At 35.9% G+C, this 14,311-nt stretch carries 20 protein-coding genes and 1 pseudogene; 7 read left to right on the top strand and 14 right to left on the bottom strand.

All coding sequences use genetic code 11. The annotated features are described in order from the left end of the window. Nucleotides 1-34: 34 nt before the first annotated feature. The 3 genes from V7083_RS16950 to V7083_RS16940 are packed head-to-tail and all read right to left on the bottom strand — an operon-like array spanning nucleotide 35 to nucleotide 2,785. Nucleotides 35-511: a glutathione peroxidase gene (locus V7083_RS16950; protein WP_335479996.1), complete on the bottom strand. Its 477-nt coding sequence runs from the start codon at nucleotides 509-511 to the stop codon at nucleotides 35-37. 14 nt (nucleotides 512-525) lie between these two features. After that, nucleotides 526-1,053, bottom strand: a complete 528-nt coding sequence (locus V7083_RS16945) for a hypothetical protein (RefSeq protein ID WP_335479993.1) — start codon at nucleotides 1,051-1,053, stop codon at nucleotides 526-528. 49 nt (nucleotides 1,054-1,102) lie between these two features. Beyond that, the gene (locus V7083_RS16940; RefSeq protein WP_438823736.1) at nucleotides 1,103-2,785 is read right to left on the bottom strand and encodes a formate--tetrahydrofolate ligase; all 1,683 of its coding nucleotides are present in this window, start codon (nucleotides 2,783-2,785) and stop codon (nucleotides 1,103-1,105) included. A gap of 224 nt (nucleotides 2,786-3,009) precedes the next feature. Between V7083_RS16940 and metA the strand changes: the two genes are divergently transcribed. Next, the gene (gene metA, locus V7083_RS16935; protein ID WP_335479988.1) at nucleotides 3,010-3,918 is read left to right on the top strand and encodes a homoserine O-acetyltransferase MetA; all 909 of its coding nucleotides are present in this window, start codon (nucleotides 3,010-3,012) and stop codon (nucleotides 3,916-3,918) included. Between the two features lie 99 nt (nucleotides 3,919-4,017). Next, nucleotides 4,018-4,230 carry a DUF3892 domain-containing protein gene (locus V7083_RS16930; protein WP_335479984.1) on the top strand — a complete coding sequence of 71 codons (213 nt, stop codon included), beginning with the start codon at nucleotides 4,018-4,020 and terminating at the stop codon, nucleotides 4,228-4,230. A 74-nt stretch (nucleotides 4,231-4,304) separates the two neighbouring features. Here the strand turns inward: V7083_RS16930 and mntR are convergent, their stop codons facing one another. The 9 genes from mntR to V7083_RS16885 form a co-directional block, all read right to left on the bottom strand. Beyond that, nucleotides 4,305-4,727: a transcriptional regulator MntR gene (mntR, locus tag V7083_RS16925; RefSeq protein WP_335479982.1), complete on the bottom strand. Its 423-nt coding sequence runs from the start codon at nucleotides 4,725-4,727 to the stop codon at nucleotides 4,305-4,307. Between the two features lie 133 nt (nucleotides 4,728-4,860). Continuing rightward, entirely contained in the window at nucleotides 4,861-5,151 is a 291-nt protein-coding gene (locus tag V7083_RS16920; RefSeq protein WP_335479980.1) for an HNH endonuclease, read from the bottom strand. A 188-nt stretch (nucleotides 5,152-5,339) separates the two neighbouring features. Then, nucleotides 5,340-5,966 (bottom strand): LysE family transporter, encoded by a 627-nt coding sequence (locus V7083_RS16915; RefSeq protein WP_335479978.1) that lies wholly within the window; start codon nucleotides 5,964-5,966, stop codon nucleotides 5,340-5,342. Between the two features lie 145 nt (nucleotides 5,967-6,111). Continuing rightward, nucleotides 6,112-6,624 (bottom strand): DUF3231 family protein, encoded by a 513-nt coding sequence (locus tag V7083_RS16910; RefSeq protein ID WP_335479975.1) that lies wholly within the window; start codon nucleotides 6,622-6,624, stop codon nucleotides 6,112-6,114. A 156-nt stretch (nucleotides 6,625-6,780) separates the two neighbouring features. Beyond that, nucleotides 6,781-7,635 (bottom strand): manganese catalase family protein, encoded by an 855-nt coding sequence (locus tag V7083_RS16905; RefSeq protein WP_335479973.1) that lies wholly within the window; start codon nucleotides 7,633-7,635, stop codon nucleotides 6,781-6,783. Between the two features lie 91 nt (nucleotides 7,636-7,726). Next, nucleotides 7,727-8,026 (bottom strand): spore coat protein, encoded by a 300-nt coding sequence (locus V7083_RS16900; RefSeq protein WP_335479971.1) that lies wholly within the window; start codon nucleotides 8,024-8,026, stop codon nucleotides 7,727-7,729. After that, on the bottom strand, nucleotides 8,026-8,232 hold the full coding sequence (locus tag V7083_RS16895) for a DUF892 family protein (protein WP_335479969.1): 207 nt from the start codon (nucleotides 8,230-8,232) through the stop codon (nucleotides 8,026-8,028). The genes V7083_RS16900 and V7083_RS16895 overlap by 1 nt, the downstream gene beginning before the upstream one ends. Before the next feature lie 212 nt (nucleotides 8,233-8,444). Then, nucleotides 8,445-8,654 (bottom strand): hypothetical protein, encoded by a 210-nt coding sequence (locus V7083_RS16890; protein WP_335479966.1) that lies wholly within the window; start codon nucleotides 8,652-8,654, stop codon nucleotides 8,445-8,447. A 177-nt stretch (nucleotides 8,655-8,831) separates the two neighbouring features. Then, nucleotides 8,832-9,473 carry a TetR/AcrR family transcriptional regulator gene (locus tag V7083_RS16885; RefSeq protein WP_335479964.1) on the bottom strand — a complete coding sequence of 214 codons (642 nt, stop codon included), beginning with the start codon at nucleotides 9,471-9,473 and terminating at the stop codon, nucleotides 8,832-8,834. 172 nt (nucleotides 9,474-9,645) lie between these two features. Between V7083_RS16885 and V7083_RS16880 the strand changes: the two genes are divergently transcribed. Next, nucleotides 9,646-11,883, top strand: a complete 2,238-nt coding sequence (locus V7083_RS16880) for an MMPL family transporter (protein WP_335479962.1) — start codon at nucleotides 9,646-9,648, stop codon at nucleotides 11,881-11,883. A gap of 18 nt (nucleotides 11,884-11,901) precedes the next feature. Here V7083_RS16880 and V7083_RS16875 read toward each other — a convergent pair whose 3' ends face one another. After that, nucleotides 11,902-12,201, bottom strand: coding sequence for a DUF378 domain-containing protein (locus V7083_RS16875; protein WP_335479960.1), 300 nt, complete (start codon nucleotides 12,199-12,201; stop codon nucleotides 11,902-11,904). 112 nt (nucleotides 12,202-12,313) lie between these two features. Here V7083_RS16875 and V7083_RS16870 point away from each other — a divergent pair, with 112 nt between their 5' ends. The 3 genes from V7083_RS16870 to V7083_RS16860 all read left to right on the top strand — a co-directional run bounded on the left by V7083_RS16870 (nucleotide 12,314) and on the right by V7083_RS16860 (nucleotide 13,383). After that, nucleotides 12,314-12,799 carry a staygreen family protein gene (locus V7083_RS16870; RefSeq protein WP_335480104.1) on the top strand — a complete coding sequence of 162 codons (486 nt, stop codon included), beginning with the start codon at nucleotides 12,314-12,316 and terminating at the stop codon, nucleotides 12,797-12,799. 133 nt (nucleotides 12,800-12,932) lie between these two features. Continuing rightward, a complete protein-coding gene (locus tag V7083_RS16865) occupies nucleotides 12,933-13,109 on the top strand; it encodes an asparagine synthase (RefSeq protein ID WP_335480102.1) in 177 nt (58 codons plus the stop codon). A 100-nt stretch (nucleotides 13,110-13,209) separates the two neighbouring features. Beyond that, nucleotides 13,210-13,383, top strand: coding sequence for a hypothetical protein (locus V7083_RS16860; protein ID WP_335479958.1), 174 nt, complete (start codon nucleotides 13,210-13,212; stop codon nucleotides 13,381-13,383). A gap of 59 nt (nucleotides 13,384-13,442) precedes the next feature. Here the strand turns inward: V7083_RS16860 and V7083_RS16855 are convergent, their stop codons facing one another. Beyond that, nucleotides 13,443-13,658, bottom strand: a complete 216-nt coding sequence (locus tag V7083_RS16855; protein WP_335480099.1) for an ATP-binding protein — start codon at nucleotides 13,656-13,658, stop codon at nucleotides 13,443-13,445. Between the two features lie 95 nt (nucleotides 13,659-13,753). Here V7083_RS16855 and V7083_RS16850 point away from each other — a divergent pair. Then, nucleotides 13,754-14,260 (top strand): annotated as a pseudogene (locus V7083_RS16850) (CBO0543 family protein). The last annotated feature ends 51 nt before the right edge of the window (nucleotides 14,261-14,311 follow it).

The raw sequence follows: 14,311 nt of genomic DNA, 5'->3' as shown, positions 1-14,311 counted from the left end.
TATCGTAAAAACAACCATCTACACCGCCGATATTCTACAGTAAGGCTTCAATATCTTTAGTCAGTTCACTTGGCTTAGTATTTGGAGAGTATCTCTTTACAACATTTCCTTTAGAATCCACAAGAAACTTAGTAAAATTCCATTTCACCATACTCATGCCAAGCAATCCAGGTGTTTGTTTCTTGAGATAGTCAAATAACGGATGCGTATAGACGCCATTCACATCTACTTTTGCAAACATGGGAAATGTCACCCCGTAGTTTGTTTCACAGAATGATTTAATTTCCGCTTCCTCTCTGGGTTCTTGGCTCATGAATTGGTTGCATGGAAATCCCAAGACAGTCAAGCCCTTATCTTTGTATGTTTCATAAAGTCCTTGCAGATCTTTATATTGAGGTGTGAATCCGCATTTACTTGCTGTGTTTACAATTAATAAAACTTTACCTTCAAATTCCTTCAATGATACTTCGTTTCCATCAATTGTTTTTGCTCGAAACTGATAAATTGACATCTTGGTCCTCCTAATCATTGACCGTCCAGGAAATTTTGCAACTGTTGAAGAGTGATGACCATGAATTCGGTCATTTCCACCAAGTCTTCCATTTGTTCTTCCTTGATCAGTCTATCAAAATCGATCATTATCCTATTTTTTACTATTGGCTGCTTGCCTAAGGGATTATATTCTACAGTTTGTTTCATAATCCTTGTTTCTCCCCAGACTTTTTTTAAAATTACCTCAACCGTTTGGAAATTTTCGATATTATCTTCGAGTTCCATGGTGAATTGCAGGCGAACAAAACAGCCAGCATTCTTTTCCGCTACTGTATCAGGCAGAAGTTCTGCAGCTAAATTTAAGATACCAGTTTCTAGCTCCATCTTCGCTTCCATTTTGCTATTAGGCAGAGAAAAGCTGACTGAAAACAAACGCGCCATTTTCGCTAAATTGTGCCAATCATTTCGATCAGTAATAACGATGGTTCCCTGCATATCAAAATCATAAAGGGCTCCTTCAATGACGACTTTCATATTATCAAAAGCAGTTGGATCAAACATAAAGCACCTCCAAATAAAAGAAATCGGCGAAATAGCCGATTTCTGCTAACTAGAATAGTCCTACCGCATTTCCATTTTCATCAACATCCATATTTAAGGCAGCCGGTCTCTTAGGTAGTCCTGGCATGGTCATAACCTCACCTGTTAAGGCAACAATAAATCCGGCACCAATGGAAGGCTTAAATTCTCTAATTGTGATGGTAAAGTCAGATGGTCTGCCAAGTTTTGAAGGATCATCTGATAAAGAGTACTGGGTTTTTGCCATACAAATGGCCAAATGGGACCAGCCAAATTTTTCAAAATCAAGTAACTGTTTCTTGGCTTTAGGTGAAAACTCCACATCTTTTCCACCATAGACTTTTTGAACAATCGTCCTCACTTTATCTTCCAACGAATCTGATAATTCATAAAGTGGTTGAAATTTATTTTCGCCTTTTTCAATGATTTCTAATAGCTTATTAGCCAATTCTATTCCGCCTTCGCCGCCTTTTTCCCAAACTTCTGTCAAAGCAACTGAAATATTTTCTCGCTGGCACCATTCTAATAAGGTCTTTACCTCAAGATCGGTATCCGTTATAAATTTATTAATGGCAACGACGACAGGAAGACCAAAACTTTTAATCGTTTCAATATGCCTTTGAAGATTAGCAAATCCAAGGGTCAATGCTGGAATGTTCTCCTTAGCCAGTTCAGTTTTAGGAACACCGCCATGCATTTTCAACGCCCGGATGGTAGCCACAACGACAACAGCCTCCGGTTTTATACCAGCACTCCGGGACTTAATATGTAAAAATTTCTCAGCCCCCAAATCTGCACCAAACCCCGCTTCAGTAATCACATAGTCAGCCAATTTTGAAGCAGCAAGGGTGGCTATCACACTATTACAGCCGTGTGCAATATTGGCAAACGGTCCGCCGTGAATCAGGGCAGGAGTATGTTCAATCGTTTGAACGAGATTTGGCTTAATCGCATCTTTTAATAGTAACGTTAATGCCCCTTCAACCCCTAAATCACCTACTGTTACAGGCTCCTTATTATAGTTATAGGCAACAACGATACGGGACAAGCGCAGTTTTAAATCTTTGATATCCGTTGCTAAACATAAAACTGCCATTATCTCAGAGGCTACGGTAATATCAAAACCATCTTCTCTTGGAACGCCTTGTAATGGTCCCCCGAGGCCGATGATTACCTTTCTTAACGCACGATCATTTAAATCAACAGCTCGTTTCCATACAATCCTGCGTTGATCGATATTAAGTTCATTTCCTTGCTGAAGATGGTTATCGAGTAAAGCTGCAAGTGCATTATTTGCCGCAGTAATGGCATGGAGATCACCTGTGAAATGGAGATTAATATCTTCCATTGGCAATACTTGTGAATAGCCGCCTCCCGTTGCACCACCCTTTATCCCCATCGTTGGTCCTAAAGAAGGCTCACGCATGGCAATCATGGCTTTTTTTCCAATTCGGTTGAAGGCATCTCCCAGTCCGACTGTAACGGTTGACTTACCCTCACCTGCAGGAGTAGGGCTGATTGCTGTTACTAAAATAATTTTTCCACTTTTATTTGTTTTTATTTTTGCCAGTGCTTCGTTCGATAGCTTCGCTTTATATTTCCCAAAAGATTCAATATCGTCCTCATCCAAACCAATGTTTTTGGCGATTTCAACGATAGGTTTCATTTTTGATGCTTGAGCAATTTCAATATCTGACTTAACTGATGTCTTCATTAGCAAAATATTCCCCCGCATTCTGAAATAATAACTCTCTAACATTAATTGTAACAAAGGAGGCGTACCATTCCGAGTTAAAAATATAAAAAAATTATTATCTTTTCTGAACTTGTAATAATGTTTATAATATTATTATTGAATTTTTAAAATATTGTTGACTTTTCGTGTTATGACGTTGTATTAATGAATTTAGCATTCAAAAATTGAAAGGGGATGATCGCTTGCCTATTAATATTCCAAAACTTCTGCCTGCCCGGGAAGTATTAGAACAGGAAAACGTTTTTATCATGGACGATGATCGAGCAACCAGCCAGGACATCAGGCCATTAAATATTTTGATCTTGAATTTAATGCCTGAGAAGGAAAAAGCCGAAACGCAATTATTAAGATTGTTAGGGAACAGCCCGTTACAGGTTAATGTAAGGTTCCTTAAAACCATTTCATATGAGTCAACACATACTAGTAAACAGCATCTTGAGCAATTTTATACGACCTTTGATCAAGTGAAGAATCACAAATTTGACGGGATGATTATTACCGGTGCTCCAGTGGAATTATTGGAATTCGAGCAGGTAAAATATTGGTCTGAATTAAAGGAGATTATGGATTGGACCAATACTAATGTAACCTCGACATTACATATTTGCTGGGGGGCACAGGCTGCATTATTCTATCATTTTGGAATCGGAAAGTTCGAATTATCTCGAAAATGTTCTGGTATCTATCCACATCGTATATTTGAACAAAACGATATTTTGTTGCGTGGATTTGATGATCAGTTTTATGCACCACATTCCCGTTATACAGATGTTTCTATTGAGGCCATTAAAAGTCATCCACACTTGAAATTGTTAGCCGCATCTGAAGAAGCTGGTGCTTTATTAATATCTTCCAGAGATCGTAAGCATGTGATGATAACTGGTCATTTAGAATATGAAGCAGATAGTTTGGCACAGGAATATGAGAGAGATTTAAATAAAGGCTTGGAGATTCATATGCCGGAAAACTATTTTCCTAATAATGATCCTACTCAACCGCCAATCAATCGCTGGCGTTCCCATGGACATCTATTCTTTTCCAACTGGCTTAACTATTATGTATACCAAGAAACCCCATTTATTTGGGGATAGCAGCTCGCCTATATGGCGAGTTTTTTCATCTCCATGGTTTATTATTTGGTTAATCTTGACAAAATATAAGGAATACTTATCATAATGGAGGAAACAATTTTGGAAACGATTGTAGCTTTACATCGAAATCATTTCGGTGAAATTATTAACTTTGTCACATCCGGGGGACGGGTCATTTCCTATCAAAAAGCAATTATAGAGGCTGAAAATGGGGATCTGCAAGGGGTTCAATCCATTGAAGGATTCGATGGAGCCCCAACCTTAATGCCGTTAAACGATTCATCATTTGATCACTACCCCAATTTATTTTAAATTAGAGCTTTCAAAAAAAAGAACTCCGCGGTTACGCTATTGCACGTTCCGTGGAGTCTCTAAAGTAAAGGAGTTTATTCATGTTCATTTTGTTTTTGGATTTCTTTTAATGCTTCAATACGTGAGGTATCATCTTCAAAGAACTGAACAAGGTCTACGATTCGATCGATGGCATCCCAGCTTAAATGATGCTCGATCCCTTCAACGTCTGTGTAGATATTTTCATCCTTCACACCAATTATCTTTAAGAATTGTTCCAGCAAATCATGCCGAAACACTAACCTTTTACCGATTTTTTTCCCTTTTGATGTTAACACAAGACCTCGATACTTTTCATAGACTAAATACTCATCTTTATCGAGTTTTTGAACCATTTTTGTCACTGAGGAGGGATGAACAGATAGCGCTTCCGCAATATCAGAAACCCGGGCGTATCCTTTTTCTTCAATTAATATATATATTTGTTCGATATAATCTTCCATACTCGGTGTTGGCATCCCATACCCTCCAAAAAAATAAAATCAATAAAAGTTTACTATAGAAAAAATAAGGTGACAAGGCACTTTGTCACTTTAGAAAAATTCAGCTAATAGATAGATGATCATTCTTGTTATTTTTAACAGAAACAAGTTACCACCTATTGTGTTTTCGATTATTTGATTTGTTAATTTTCATTAACTTAGTGGCAGGTTGTTTTCGTATCCATTTTATAAAACTCTGCAGTTGTTGATCTTCTCTTAGTTCTTTTACTGTTGTCAAGCGCGCAGAAATTTCTTCATTAGTATATAGTGCGTGAATTTGTTTATGACATGGAATACACAGTTCAGCAATTGCACCAAATGTTCCTCCCATTTCTTTTGGAAGGAGGTGATGAATTTTTATTTCAACCTCACTTCGTCTGCATAACTCACATGTACTCATTACTTTTACCTGCTTTCATTTAACCCTACAGCTTATTCGAAATACATTCACCGTTAAAAATTAGATCGTATTTTTGAGGCAAAATAGACACTCAGGATGGAGTGCCTTATCCATTTACATTTATTATTGTTGTACCTTTTAAAGAAAATATTTAAATAATGTTTACTAATTTCCAGATGAATCCTTTATTAAAGGGCTTGTATCCCCTGATAACCAAAGTATATTCCAAAAGCAATTAAGGACGTTCCAGACACAATCGATATCGTAATTAGGGTTTTTAGATTTAATAGCTTCCTAAAACCTGTAGTGAGAGCTGCAACAAAAATATCCCAAAAAGTTAGACCAAGGAATATCATACTGCTATAAATCAAAAGGGACTCTGTTCCATTCGTTTGGGCGGTTTTTGCTAAAACAGATCCATAAATCCCTAGCCAAAAGAGAATAGATAAAGGACTGGAAATCGATAAAATAAAACCTGTAAAAAAACATTTAAGTAATGAATCCTTGGATCGTGTATAGGTTAAGGAAATCTTATTTTCATTTTTAATACTTTCAATACCAGAGTAAATTAGGATAAAACCTCCGAATAACCATAAAAAAATTTGTACAATTGGAACACCTAAAAATTGAACCATTCCTAGATATACCATCAACATAAATATCCCATCAGCTATCATCGAGCCTACTCCAACAATCCAAGAATGCAAGAACCCATTCTTGATCCCTTTATCCAACCGTGCAGAATTTACAGAACCAATGGGTGCTGCTAATGTAAATCCCAATAGTATGTAACTCATTAATATGGTAATACTCAAATACATCACCTCCATAAATTTAGGTCAACTTGTACATTTTATGAAAATAGCGCTTGCTACATGTCCATAAACATATTTCCATATTTACAAAAAAAGAGATTGTCTTATCTAAAGACAGCCTCTTTGTAAAGTTCAAGTTATTCAGTTAACAGTCACCCTTTTTATTGAGGTGTAACGGTGGCGGTATGAGCCAGCCCTTCTCTTTATTTAAACGAAGTACTTTTGCCCCTAATGCGGCTTTTTGATTATGGATTTGAACAAACATCATAGCAATATCTTCTCGAATTGATTTACCGATTATTTGGCTGCTAAGAACCAATCCTGCAGCAAGATCTGCTGAGAGTGTAGCAGCAATGGCTGGATCAGGGACTCTAGCACCAACTGGGATATCTTCTAAACAAGCTTCTGGGGGTTCTGGAGAAGCAGGAGGTAAGCCAATACCATTTTCCTTTAATAATACTTCTACCTGTTTTTTTTCCTGCTGACAAGTTTCAATAGCCTCCATTAATAATTTCTTTAGATCCTCGTCACCAGCATGGTTCATCATGGTTTGATAACCTGCTATCATTCCATTACCTGCTAGCACTGAAGACCAAAGATCAAAAACCTCACCGTAATGTAATGGTTCTTCTTTTGGATTTCCACTTAATATTCCCATTGTTGCCCTCCTTAACATATATGAAAAGTTATTCATTTACCGTGCCACCCTTCTCTAAGCACATCTATAGCATTTCCAACACCGTAACAAATTAAAAATTACTTTTCCGAATCTAACAACATAAAGAATTAAATAAGAGCCCTAAATAGGACTCCATTAAGCATTTAAATCAGATAACCCGGGACTATGTTCATTTGGCATTTCTGGAAGTTGTGGGACTGGGAACCCCTCAGGTGGAGGAGAGACTCTTAATTCCCCACTGTTTCTACTTGGGGATTCACCATTAAATATTTCACCTATAAGAGTATTATCTAATCTAAAATTAAATTGCGCGTTATGAAATCCCATTTCAACATATTTACGACATTCAGGATACTTATTGATATCATAATTGGGTATAGGGAAAATTTTGGCCCAATCCACTCCAAGTGTTTCTAAAGCTTTAGCAAAAGCATTTTGATGTGCATTGTCTCGAACAATTAAGAAAGCAAGGGTTTCCCTAAATGTCTTATTCGAACTCATTTCATAGATTCGGGTTTTTTGGAGAACTCCAGTGGATTCTAAAACCACATTATCTAACAAATCACTAATTAAGTTACCATGACTATAAACATAGTTCCCGTTCCAAGGGTTTCCGGCGGCATCTACAGGGAGTGAACTTTGTGCTCCCATGATAAAATGGTGTGGATTTGCGTGCTTAATGGCTTCTTCAAGTGGAGCACCTGTTTCGCCTGCGGCACCAACTGCATCTTCTCCGGATCCGTTTAATAGCTGATTAATAGTTGTTTGTACTAATTCAACATGACTAATTTCTTCAAGGAAAACTCCCCTTATTAAATCACGGTATTTCTTCTGATTCCCCCGGAAATTCGAACTTTGAAAGAAAAACTGCATCATTGTTCTCATTTCACCAAATCGACCACCTAGAGTTTCTTGAAGCACTTTTGCTGCTGAAGGGTCTGGTTTATCAGGTACAATAACGTTGATTAAATCTTCTTTGTAGAAATACATATAAGTCCCACTCTCATTCATTTTTTCATTTGAGTTTTTTTGATTTTATGCTTAGACATAAAAGGCCCCTATTTAATAGAGGCTTTAATTTTTATTGTTGAGATAGATTCATCGCTGTTTGTGAGGCAGTAATATCCACATTCAATTGCTCAGTTAGGTTGTTTGGGTGATAATATCCTTTATCGACCATATACTTAAATATTTGTTCATGAGTATCAACCGCATCCATTAAATATTGTTTTAATGTCTGCCTCACTTCTGGCGTTGATGTTTCTGTAATAGCCATTGCTATATTTTTCACACCTGTTTTGGCTGCAATTAAGAAGTCAGTTGCAATAACTTGATCTGACATAGCACCCATACCAGCCATATTTTGCATAAATCCTGCCATTATTGAGCACCCCGATTTGTCATAAATTCTTGTATACGTTGAACTTGCTCTTTAGTTTTTGTTACGTCTTGTTCTAAAATGCTTTTTAATTGTGGATCTTGAACTAATCCACTCATAGTGGCAGACTTCGTTAGACAAATATTTTTGAAAGTTAACAATTCATGAAGTTCATATGTTTCATGTGGTGCCAAGTATTGAGTATTCATATTTATTCCTCCTTTTGTTTTGTTTCCGCAGTTCATAATTTAACCAATTCCCCAAAAAATATTTTAGGGGCGTTGGATTTTTTACTCAAATCCTAAATTAATATTTGTATATCATCCTTTGTAACATTTACGACATCAAAGCAGCTAATCTAATTTTAATATTGGCTAGAGCAAAATAAAAAGAGTTGCAGTGCAACCCTTCGATGATTGTTTTAAATTAATATTTCAGATTCAATTCGAACTAGAGCTTCTTGGATCCTTTCTTTAAGAATAGGATCTTCTTGCATTAATTCAATTATAGATACCTTTCCTGTTCTCAACTTTCTTGTTATGAGATTTATATATGATTCTTTAAAACCACTTAGTTTACCTTCTAAAAACATACATTGTAATTGGTCTGCCATCATTTTTTCTTTTTTCATTGATTAACCTCCAGCAAGAGACCATTTTTTACTTATCACTAAGGTTTGCATCATATTATGGAATTTTTTGCCCAATAATTCAAAATAATTTCAGGTGATGATTCATTTTCTTATAGTAAAACAAAATAATCAGGAAGAATATCTCCTGATTATGATCCTAGTTCTTAATATCCTATTTTAGAGTGTCGAAGGAATAGGCTCTCCGAAAAACCCCCTCCAAAAAACAAGAAGAAGGCTTTCTGCCGTTTCCTGTATGGATTGGAAAATGGGCATACCATAAGAATTTTTGTAATTTCCAACCTTAATTAAAGCTATATATGCGTGTGCAGCGAACTTTGTATTTATGTTTGGAATTTCTCCAGTGTCTATTGCCTTTTTAAATCCCTGTTCAATACTCGCAAACATCTTTTCCTCTGCTAATTTCATTTCAAGCACCTGTTCTTCTGTAAGTGAAGTCTTAGTTTCTCTCATGAATCCTTCCAAATCAACAGAGGTAGTTGCTTTCAAATGTGCGATTGTGATATCCATCAACCTTTCATATAAAGACTTATTTTCTTCCATTTTTTTTAATATGATTTGTTGAACTCTTCCCATTAGCGCTACCATCGCCTCTTTATAAAGTTCTGCTTTAGAATTGTAATAATAATATACGGTAGCCTTCGTCATCCCAGCTTCTTTAGCAACTTCATCAATTGAGACCTTTTGATACCCAAACTCTAGGAAAAGTTTCGTAGCAACTTGCAGGATTAAATCACTTGTTGGAACCTGGGTTTCATTCGCTTTTGGCCTCCCAATTGGTCTACTATAATTTTGCTCCATAAAAAACATGCTCCTTATTAAAAAGTAATGGTTTATTTAATATCCAATGTACCACTTCAATTGTTATTTATTATTTTACCATATATAGTAATAAATAGATTGATAATTAACTGACCAGTATATATAATTAATTTACATCGTAGTAATTTGTATGAAGGGGGAGATGGAGAAAGTGTTGAAAAATTCTTTGTCTTTATTGATAAGAGCCATTATAAGTAGAAGGGGAAGATGGGTAACAGTTGGAATTTGGATTGTACTTGTAGGTATTCTTTCTTCCACATTCCCAAATGTCAATAAATTAGCTGATAATAGTGCTGCTAACTTACCAAAAAGTGCTATGTCTATGCGTGCTGCAAAAATAGTTGCAGAACAATTTCCAAATAATAATGGTACTCCATTGCTACTAGTTTGGTACAGAGCTGAAGGATTAACTGACCAGGATTATCAGGTAGTTTCAAAATTATATCAACATCTGCAAAAAACCCCTTTAACTGAACAAAGTAACATACCTCCACTATCAAATATGCCATTGGTAGCGCTTAAAGGGCTGTCATCAGAAGATCATACAACGATCATTACACCCATTTTTATGAAAAAAAATGCGAGTACTGATGACCTAAGTTCAGATCTAAAAACATTAAAAGCTAAGTTGGTAACATTTCAATCAAAATCAATTTTTGATGAAGATTTGCATCATAAAGGGTTGCATGTTCGCTTTTCGGGTCCTGTAGGCATTGCCACAGATGCTACCAAACTATTTAGTAAAGCGGATGTTACTTTGTTGATTTCGACAGTGGCTTTGGTGCTTATTTTGTTAATTTTGTTATACCGTTCCCCTGTATTAGCAATTGTCCCATTAATTGGGGTAGGATTTGCTTATGGAGCGATAAGTCCAATATTAGGTTTCCTAGCAAAACATGACATTATCATTATTGACTCACAAGCTATTTCAATCATGACTGTGTTACTTTTTGGAGCAGGAACCGATTATTGTTTATTCTTAATTTCTAAATACCGAGAAGTCCTGTTTGAAGAACCAGATAAATATAAAGCCCTTCAACGTGCGAAACACCACACTGGCGGAGCGATCTTCATAAGTGCTATAACAGTAGTTCTCAGTCTTTTTGCACTTTATTTTGCAGATTTTGGTTCCTATCAAAGATTTGCAACACCTTTTAGTTTAGCCATCCTTATAATGGGAGTTGTTGCCTTAACCCTTCTCCCTGCTCTTCTGGCTATTATTGGAAGGGTTTCTTTCTATCCATTTATTCCAAGAACTGAAAAAATGATTCTTGAATTGGAAGAAAGAAAAGGGAGGAAACTGAAACGAAGAGAAGTGCATGGTCGTTTTGGGAAAGTTTTGGGAAGATGGGTTACTGTAAAGCCTTGGACCGTTATCATGGTAAGTGTTTTGATTTTAGGAATATTAGCATCTTTTGCACCTCGTATTCAGTATACGCAAAACTTAATCGAGTCATTTCCTGCGGATATGCCATCAAGAGAAGGCTTTGAAATTATGGCAAAACATTTCTCACCTGGTGAATTGGCTCCCGTTCGAATTATTGTCAAGACAGACGAAAAAAATATAGATTTTAAACAGAAACTAAGCAACTTATCTTATGTTGCACAGGTTTCCGAGCCAACTGTTGGCACTAAAAATCATGAATACCGATCCTTTGAGATATTCCTAAAATATGATCCCTACGAAACAAAATCGGTAAACTTGATTCCTGAAATCTCAAAACAAGTCTCTGCAACTTTAAAGGAAGCGGGAATTAATCCTAAGGATCACTACTGGATTGGTGGAGAAACATCTACCCTATTTGATACAAAAAAAGTAACAACCAACGATTATAAAGTGATAGTACCAATTGTAATAGCCATTATTTCGTTGCTACTTCTACTATATTTACGATCGATAGTTGCAATGGTTTATTTAATTCTAACCGTACTACTTTCTTATGTTTCTGCCCTTGGAGCTGGATGGCTGCTTATTCATTACGGTTTGAATATCCCTGCCATACAAGGATTGATTCCACTGTATTCATTCGTTTTCCTTGTGGCTCTAGGAGAAGATTATAATATTTTTATGATATCAAGTATTTGGAAATACAAAGAAACCCATTCTCATAAACAGGCCATTTCACTTGGGGTAAATGAAACTAGCAGTGTGATTACATCTGCAGGGCTAATTCTTGCTGGGACATTTGCAGTCTTAGCTACTTTACCAATTCAAGTGCTACTGCAGTTTGGTATTGTAACGGCTATTGGTGTCATCCTAGATACATTTGTCGTTAGGCCATTACTAGTACCTGCCATCACAACTGTCCTAGGCCGATATGCATTTTGGCCGGGGAAATTATGGAGAGTGGATGAAGGGTATACAAAAATGAATGATCAGGAAGAGTAAAATCTTCCTGATCATTGGCTATTTTTCTTTTTTATACTCCGATAAATCTGTCTCTTCACTAAATTCAGTCGCATAATTAGCATTTCTATTTCCTTGTCTATTCACTTGGTCAGCCTTTTCCTGCCCAAAAGGTGTAACTAAAATACTTGTACAAATTAAACCACTAATCCCCACAAGACTATAGATTATTCTTGCTAAGAAGGAACCCTGCCCTCCAAAGATGGCAGCTACTAAATCAAACTTAAAAAATCCAATTAATCCCCAGTTTATTGCACCAATTATAACTAAAGCTAAAGCGATCTTTTGCAGAATACGCATGAATATCACCTCCTTCTATGAATATCATTTGAAAAGAGGATTTTTTTCATTCATATTGGAAAACCTTTTATTCAGTATTTCTTTATTTTGGAGTATTTATTTTTTGGAAGGAGTGTTCCCTATTGTTGAATTTAATCCCAATAAATTAAAAATAAAGACTATGCCATATACTTCTAATTCAATACCTATTCAAGGCCGCAAATATACATTGACACATTCAGATCGTACCGGTGAGTTGTATTTGAGTATTGGTTTTCAGTACGATATGTCTACCATTAATAAAAATATACGTGATGAGTTTTTAGCAGAAATTGTTTTACAAAACAATCAATATTTCTTACAAGGAAAAGTTTATGTAAGTGGCGGGGAATTTAATGAACAAACGGCTAAAAAACGGTATATAATCTTTCAACGTGAACTAAGGCTTGCTATCACCGCTATCATATATGGTGACTGGGGTTTCTTCTTTCAAAATCCACATTTACTTGATGCCAATATTATGATTTATTTTGAATCGGATTATCCTTCATTTAATCAAATACTGTGCTATGGGACGCCTCGTCATTATATTAGTACATTTCATTTTCAAACAAGTTAATTTCAATCTTATGATTAGAATAAATGAGTCCTTATCCCATATGGAACTTTTAATTTGAAGCATATTTATCCCAATAAGGTGAAAAATAGGGATGGTGATCACACCACTAACTGCGATGTAGGGGGATATGGCGATGAATAATATTCGTGAAGGTTTAATACCAACTGCTTTAGGGACAGCTGTTACTGCAACCGGCTTCGCATTAAAACAAAAACGCGGTTCGAATAAGATGATTGCAAATACCGTTTTTGGGTTTGGTTTAGCACACGTAGTATTAGGCGTAATAGACCTTGTTGAACATCGTCGTTAGTTTTAAGGGAGATGAGCTTACGATTTAGCTCACCTCCTTTTATTAATCGTTCTAAAAATAGCAAGGGACCATTTTTCAAGGAAATGATGAGGTGAAAAAGATGACAGGAAAGCAAGTAGGGATGAATAATCAATCTCAAATCGGTAAGTATAAACAAGGTTCGGGATCGAAATATCACGAGGAACACGCAAGCCACGTTCCAGATTACGGTGCAAATACTGTTGATCCCAATGCGAAAATGGCTAATACTACTGATGAAAACAATTTAGGTTAGAAAAAAACCCTCTCTTGAGGGTTTTTATTTTAAAAACTAGTAAGCATCGTATCGCTCAATCATGTAAATGACCTTGATGTTATTGGGATGATCACTTCAATAATTGTGCCCATCTCGTCACTCCAGAAATGAACACTTCCGTTATGGGTTTCGATAATTTGTTTGGAGATCATGATTCCTAGTCCAGTCCCGTTCTCTTTAGTAGTAAAAAAGGGCTCCCCCATACGGTTTAAAATATCGTGCGGAATGACTGACCCAGTATCCTTAAAAAATATTTTTTTCTACCTTACTTGCCTTTAGATAATTCTGTATTTTCTGGCAAAAATGAATCAATGCTTTTACATAAAAGTTTTCATTTAGAAAATATTATATGAGAGGTGAAAAAATGAACAAAAAAAGACTTCCTTATCTTTCCTTAATGATCATAACGGCTACTGGATTAGCTTTATTACCCTTCGCAATCGTTAAACGATCTTTTAAGGATTGGATTATCGTTTACCTTGTAAGTGCCATTGGTAATTACTTTGCAGATTTTTATTTAGTTTCAAAGGGATACCTAAAATATCCAGAAAAGCTATTCCAACGATATAAAATTCACCTTCCCTTTGATTTTATCCTCTATCCCCTAATGGTTCTATATTATAATCAGTAGACACTTAACAGTGGACCATTTGGCATATGTTTAAAAATCTTCCCTTTTGCCTTACCGCAGGTTCTAGTAGAAACATTTGCAGCTAGATATACAAAATTAATTACTTGGAAAAAGGGTTGGACTTGGGATCACTCTTTTATTAGCATTGTATTAAAAATGGTTATATGCAGAGTAATGATTGGATTTATTAGAATAATAAACAAAGGAAAAATTTCTGCTAATTAATAGGCTGTGTTAAATGGCACTGTTGATTGGAGAGGAAGGCACGAAGACTCC

This window comes from Bacillus sp. JJ1764, assembly GCF_036962145.1.
Taxonomy (GTDB): domain Bacteria; phylum Bacillota; class Bacilli; order Bacillales; family Cytobacillaceae; genus Neobacillus.
This window is presented reverse-complemented; position numbering and strand designations above follow the sequence as displayed.

What these genes read in the sequence shown, in the direction of transcription:
- V7083_RS16950 (WP_335479996.1), bottom strand. Translation starts at nt 511, where the DNA reads ATGTCAATTTATCAGTTTCGAGCAAAAACAATTGATGGAAACGAAGTA.
- V7083_RS16945 (WP_335479993.1), bottom strand. Translation starts at nt 1,053, where the DNA reads ATGTTTGATCCAACTGCTTTTGATAATATGAAAGTCGTCATTGAAGGA.
- V7083_RS16940 (WP_438823736.1), bottom strand. Translation starts at nt 2,785, where the DNA reads ATGAAGACATCAGTTAAGTCAGATATTGAAATTGCTCAAGCATCAAAA.
- mntR (WP_335479982.1), bottom strand. Translation starts at nt 4,727, where the DNA reads ATGCCAACACCGAGTATGGAAGATTATATCGAACAAATATATATATTA.
- V7083_RS16920 (WP_335479980.1), bottom strand. Translation starts at nt 5,151, where the DNA reads ATGAGTACATGTGAGTTATGCAGACGAAGTGAGGTTGAAATAAAAATT.
- V7083_RS16910 (WP_335479975.1), bottom strand. Translation starts at nt 6,624, where the DNA reads ATGGGAATATTAAGTGGAAATCCAAAAGAAGAACCATTACATTACGGT.
- V7083_RS16905 (WP_335479973.1), bottom strand. Translation starts at nt 7,635, where the DNA reads ATGTATTTCTACAAAGAAGATTTAATCAACGTTATTGTACCTGATAAA.
- V7083_RS16900 (WP_335479971.1), bottom strand. Translation starts at nt 8,026, where the DNA reads ATGGCAGGATTTATGCAAAATATGGCTGGTATGGGTGCTATGTCAGAT.
- V7083_RS16895 (WP_335479969.1), bottom strand. Translation starts at nt 8,232, where the DNA reads ATGAATACTCAATACTTGGCACCACATGAAACATATGAACTTCATGAA.
- V7083_RS16890 (WP_335479966.1), bottom strand. Translation starts at nt 8,654, where the DNA reads ATGAAAAAAGAAAAAATGATGGCAGACCAATTACAATGTATGTTTTTA.
- V7083_RS16885 (WP_335479964.1), bottom strand. Translation starts at nt 9,473, where the DNA reads ATGGAGCAAAATTATAGTAGACCAATTGGGAGGCCAAAAGCGAATGAA.
- V7083_RS16875 (WP_335479960.1), bottom strand. Translation starts at nt 12,201, where the DNA reads ATGCGTATTCTGCAAAAGATCGCTTTAGCTTTAGTTATAATTGGTGCA.
- V7083_RS16865 (WP_335480102.1), top strand. Translation starts at nt 12,933, where the DNA reads ATGAATAATATTCGTGAAGGTTTAATACCAACTGCTTTAGGGACAGCT.
- V7083_RS16860 (WP_335479958.1), top strand. Translation starts at nt 13,210, where the DNA reads ATGACAGGAAAGCAAGTAGGGATGAATAATCAATCTCAAATCGGTAAG.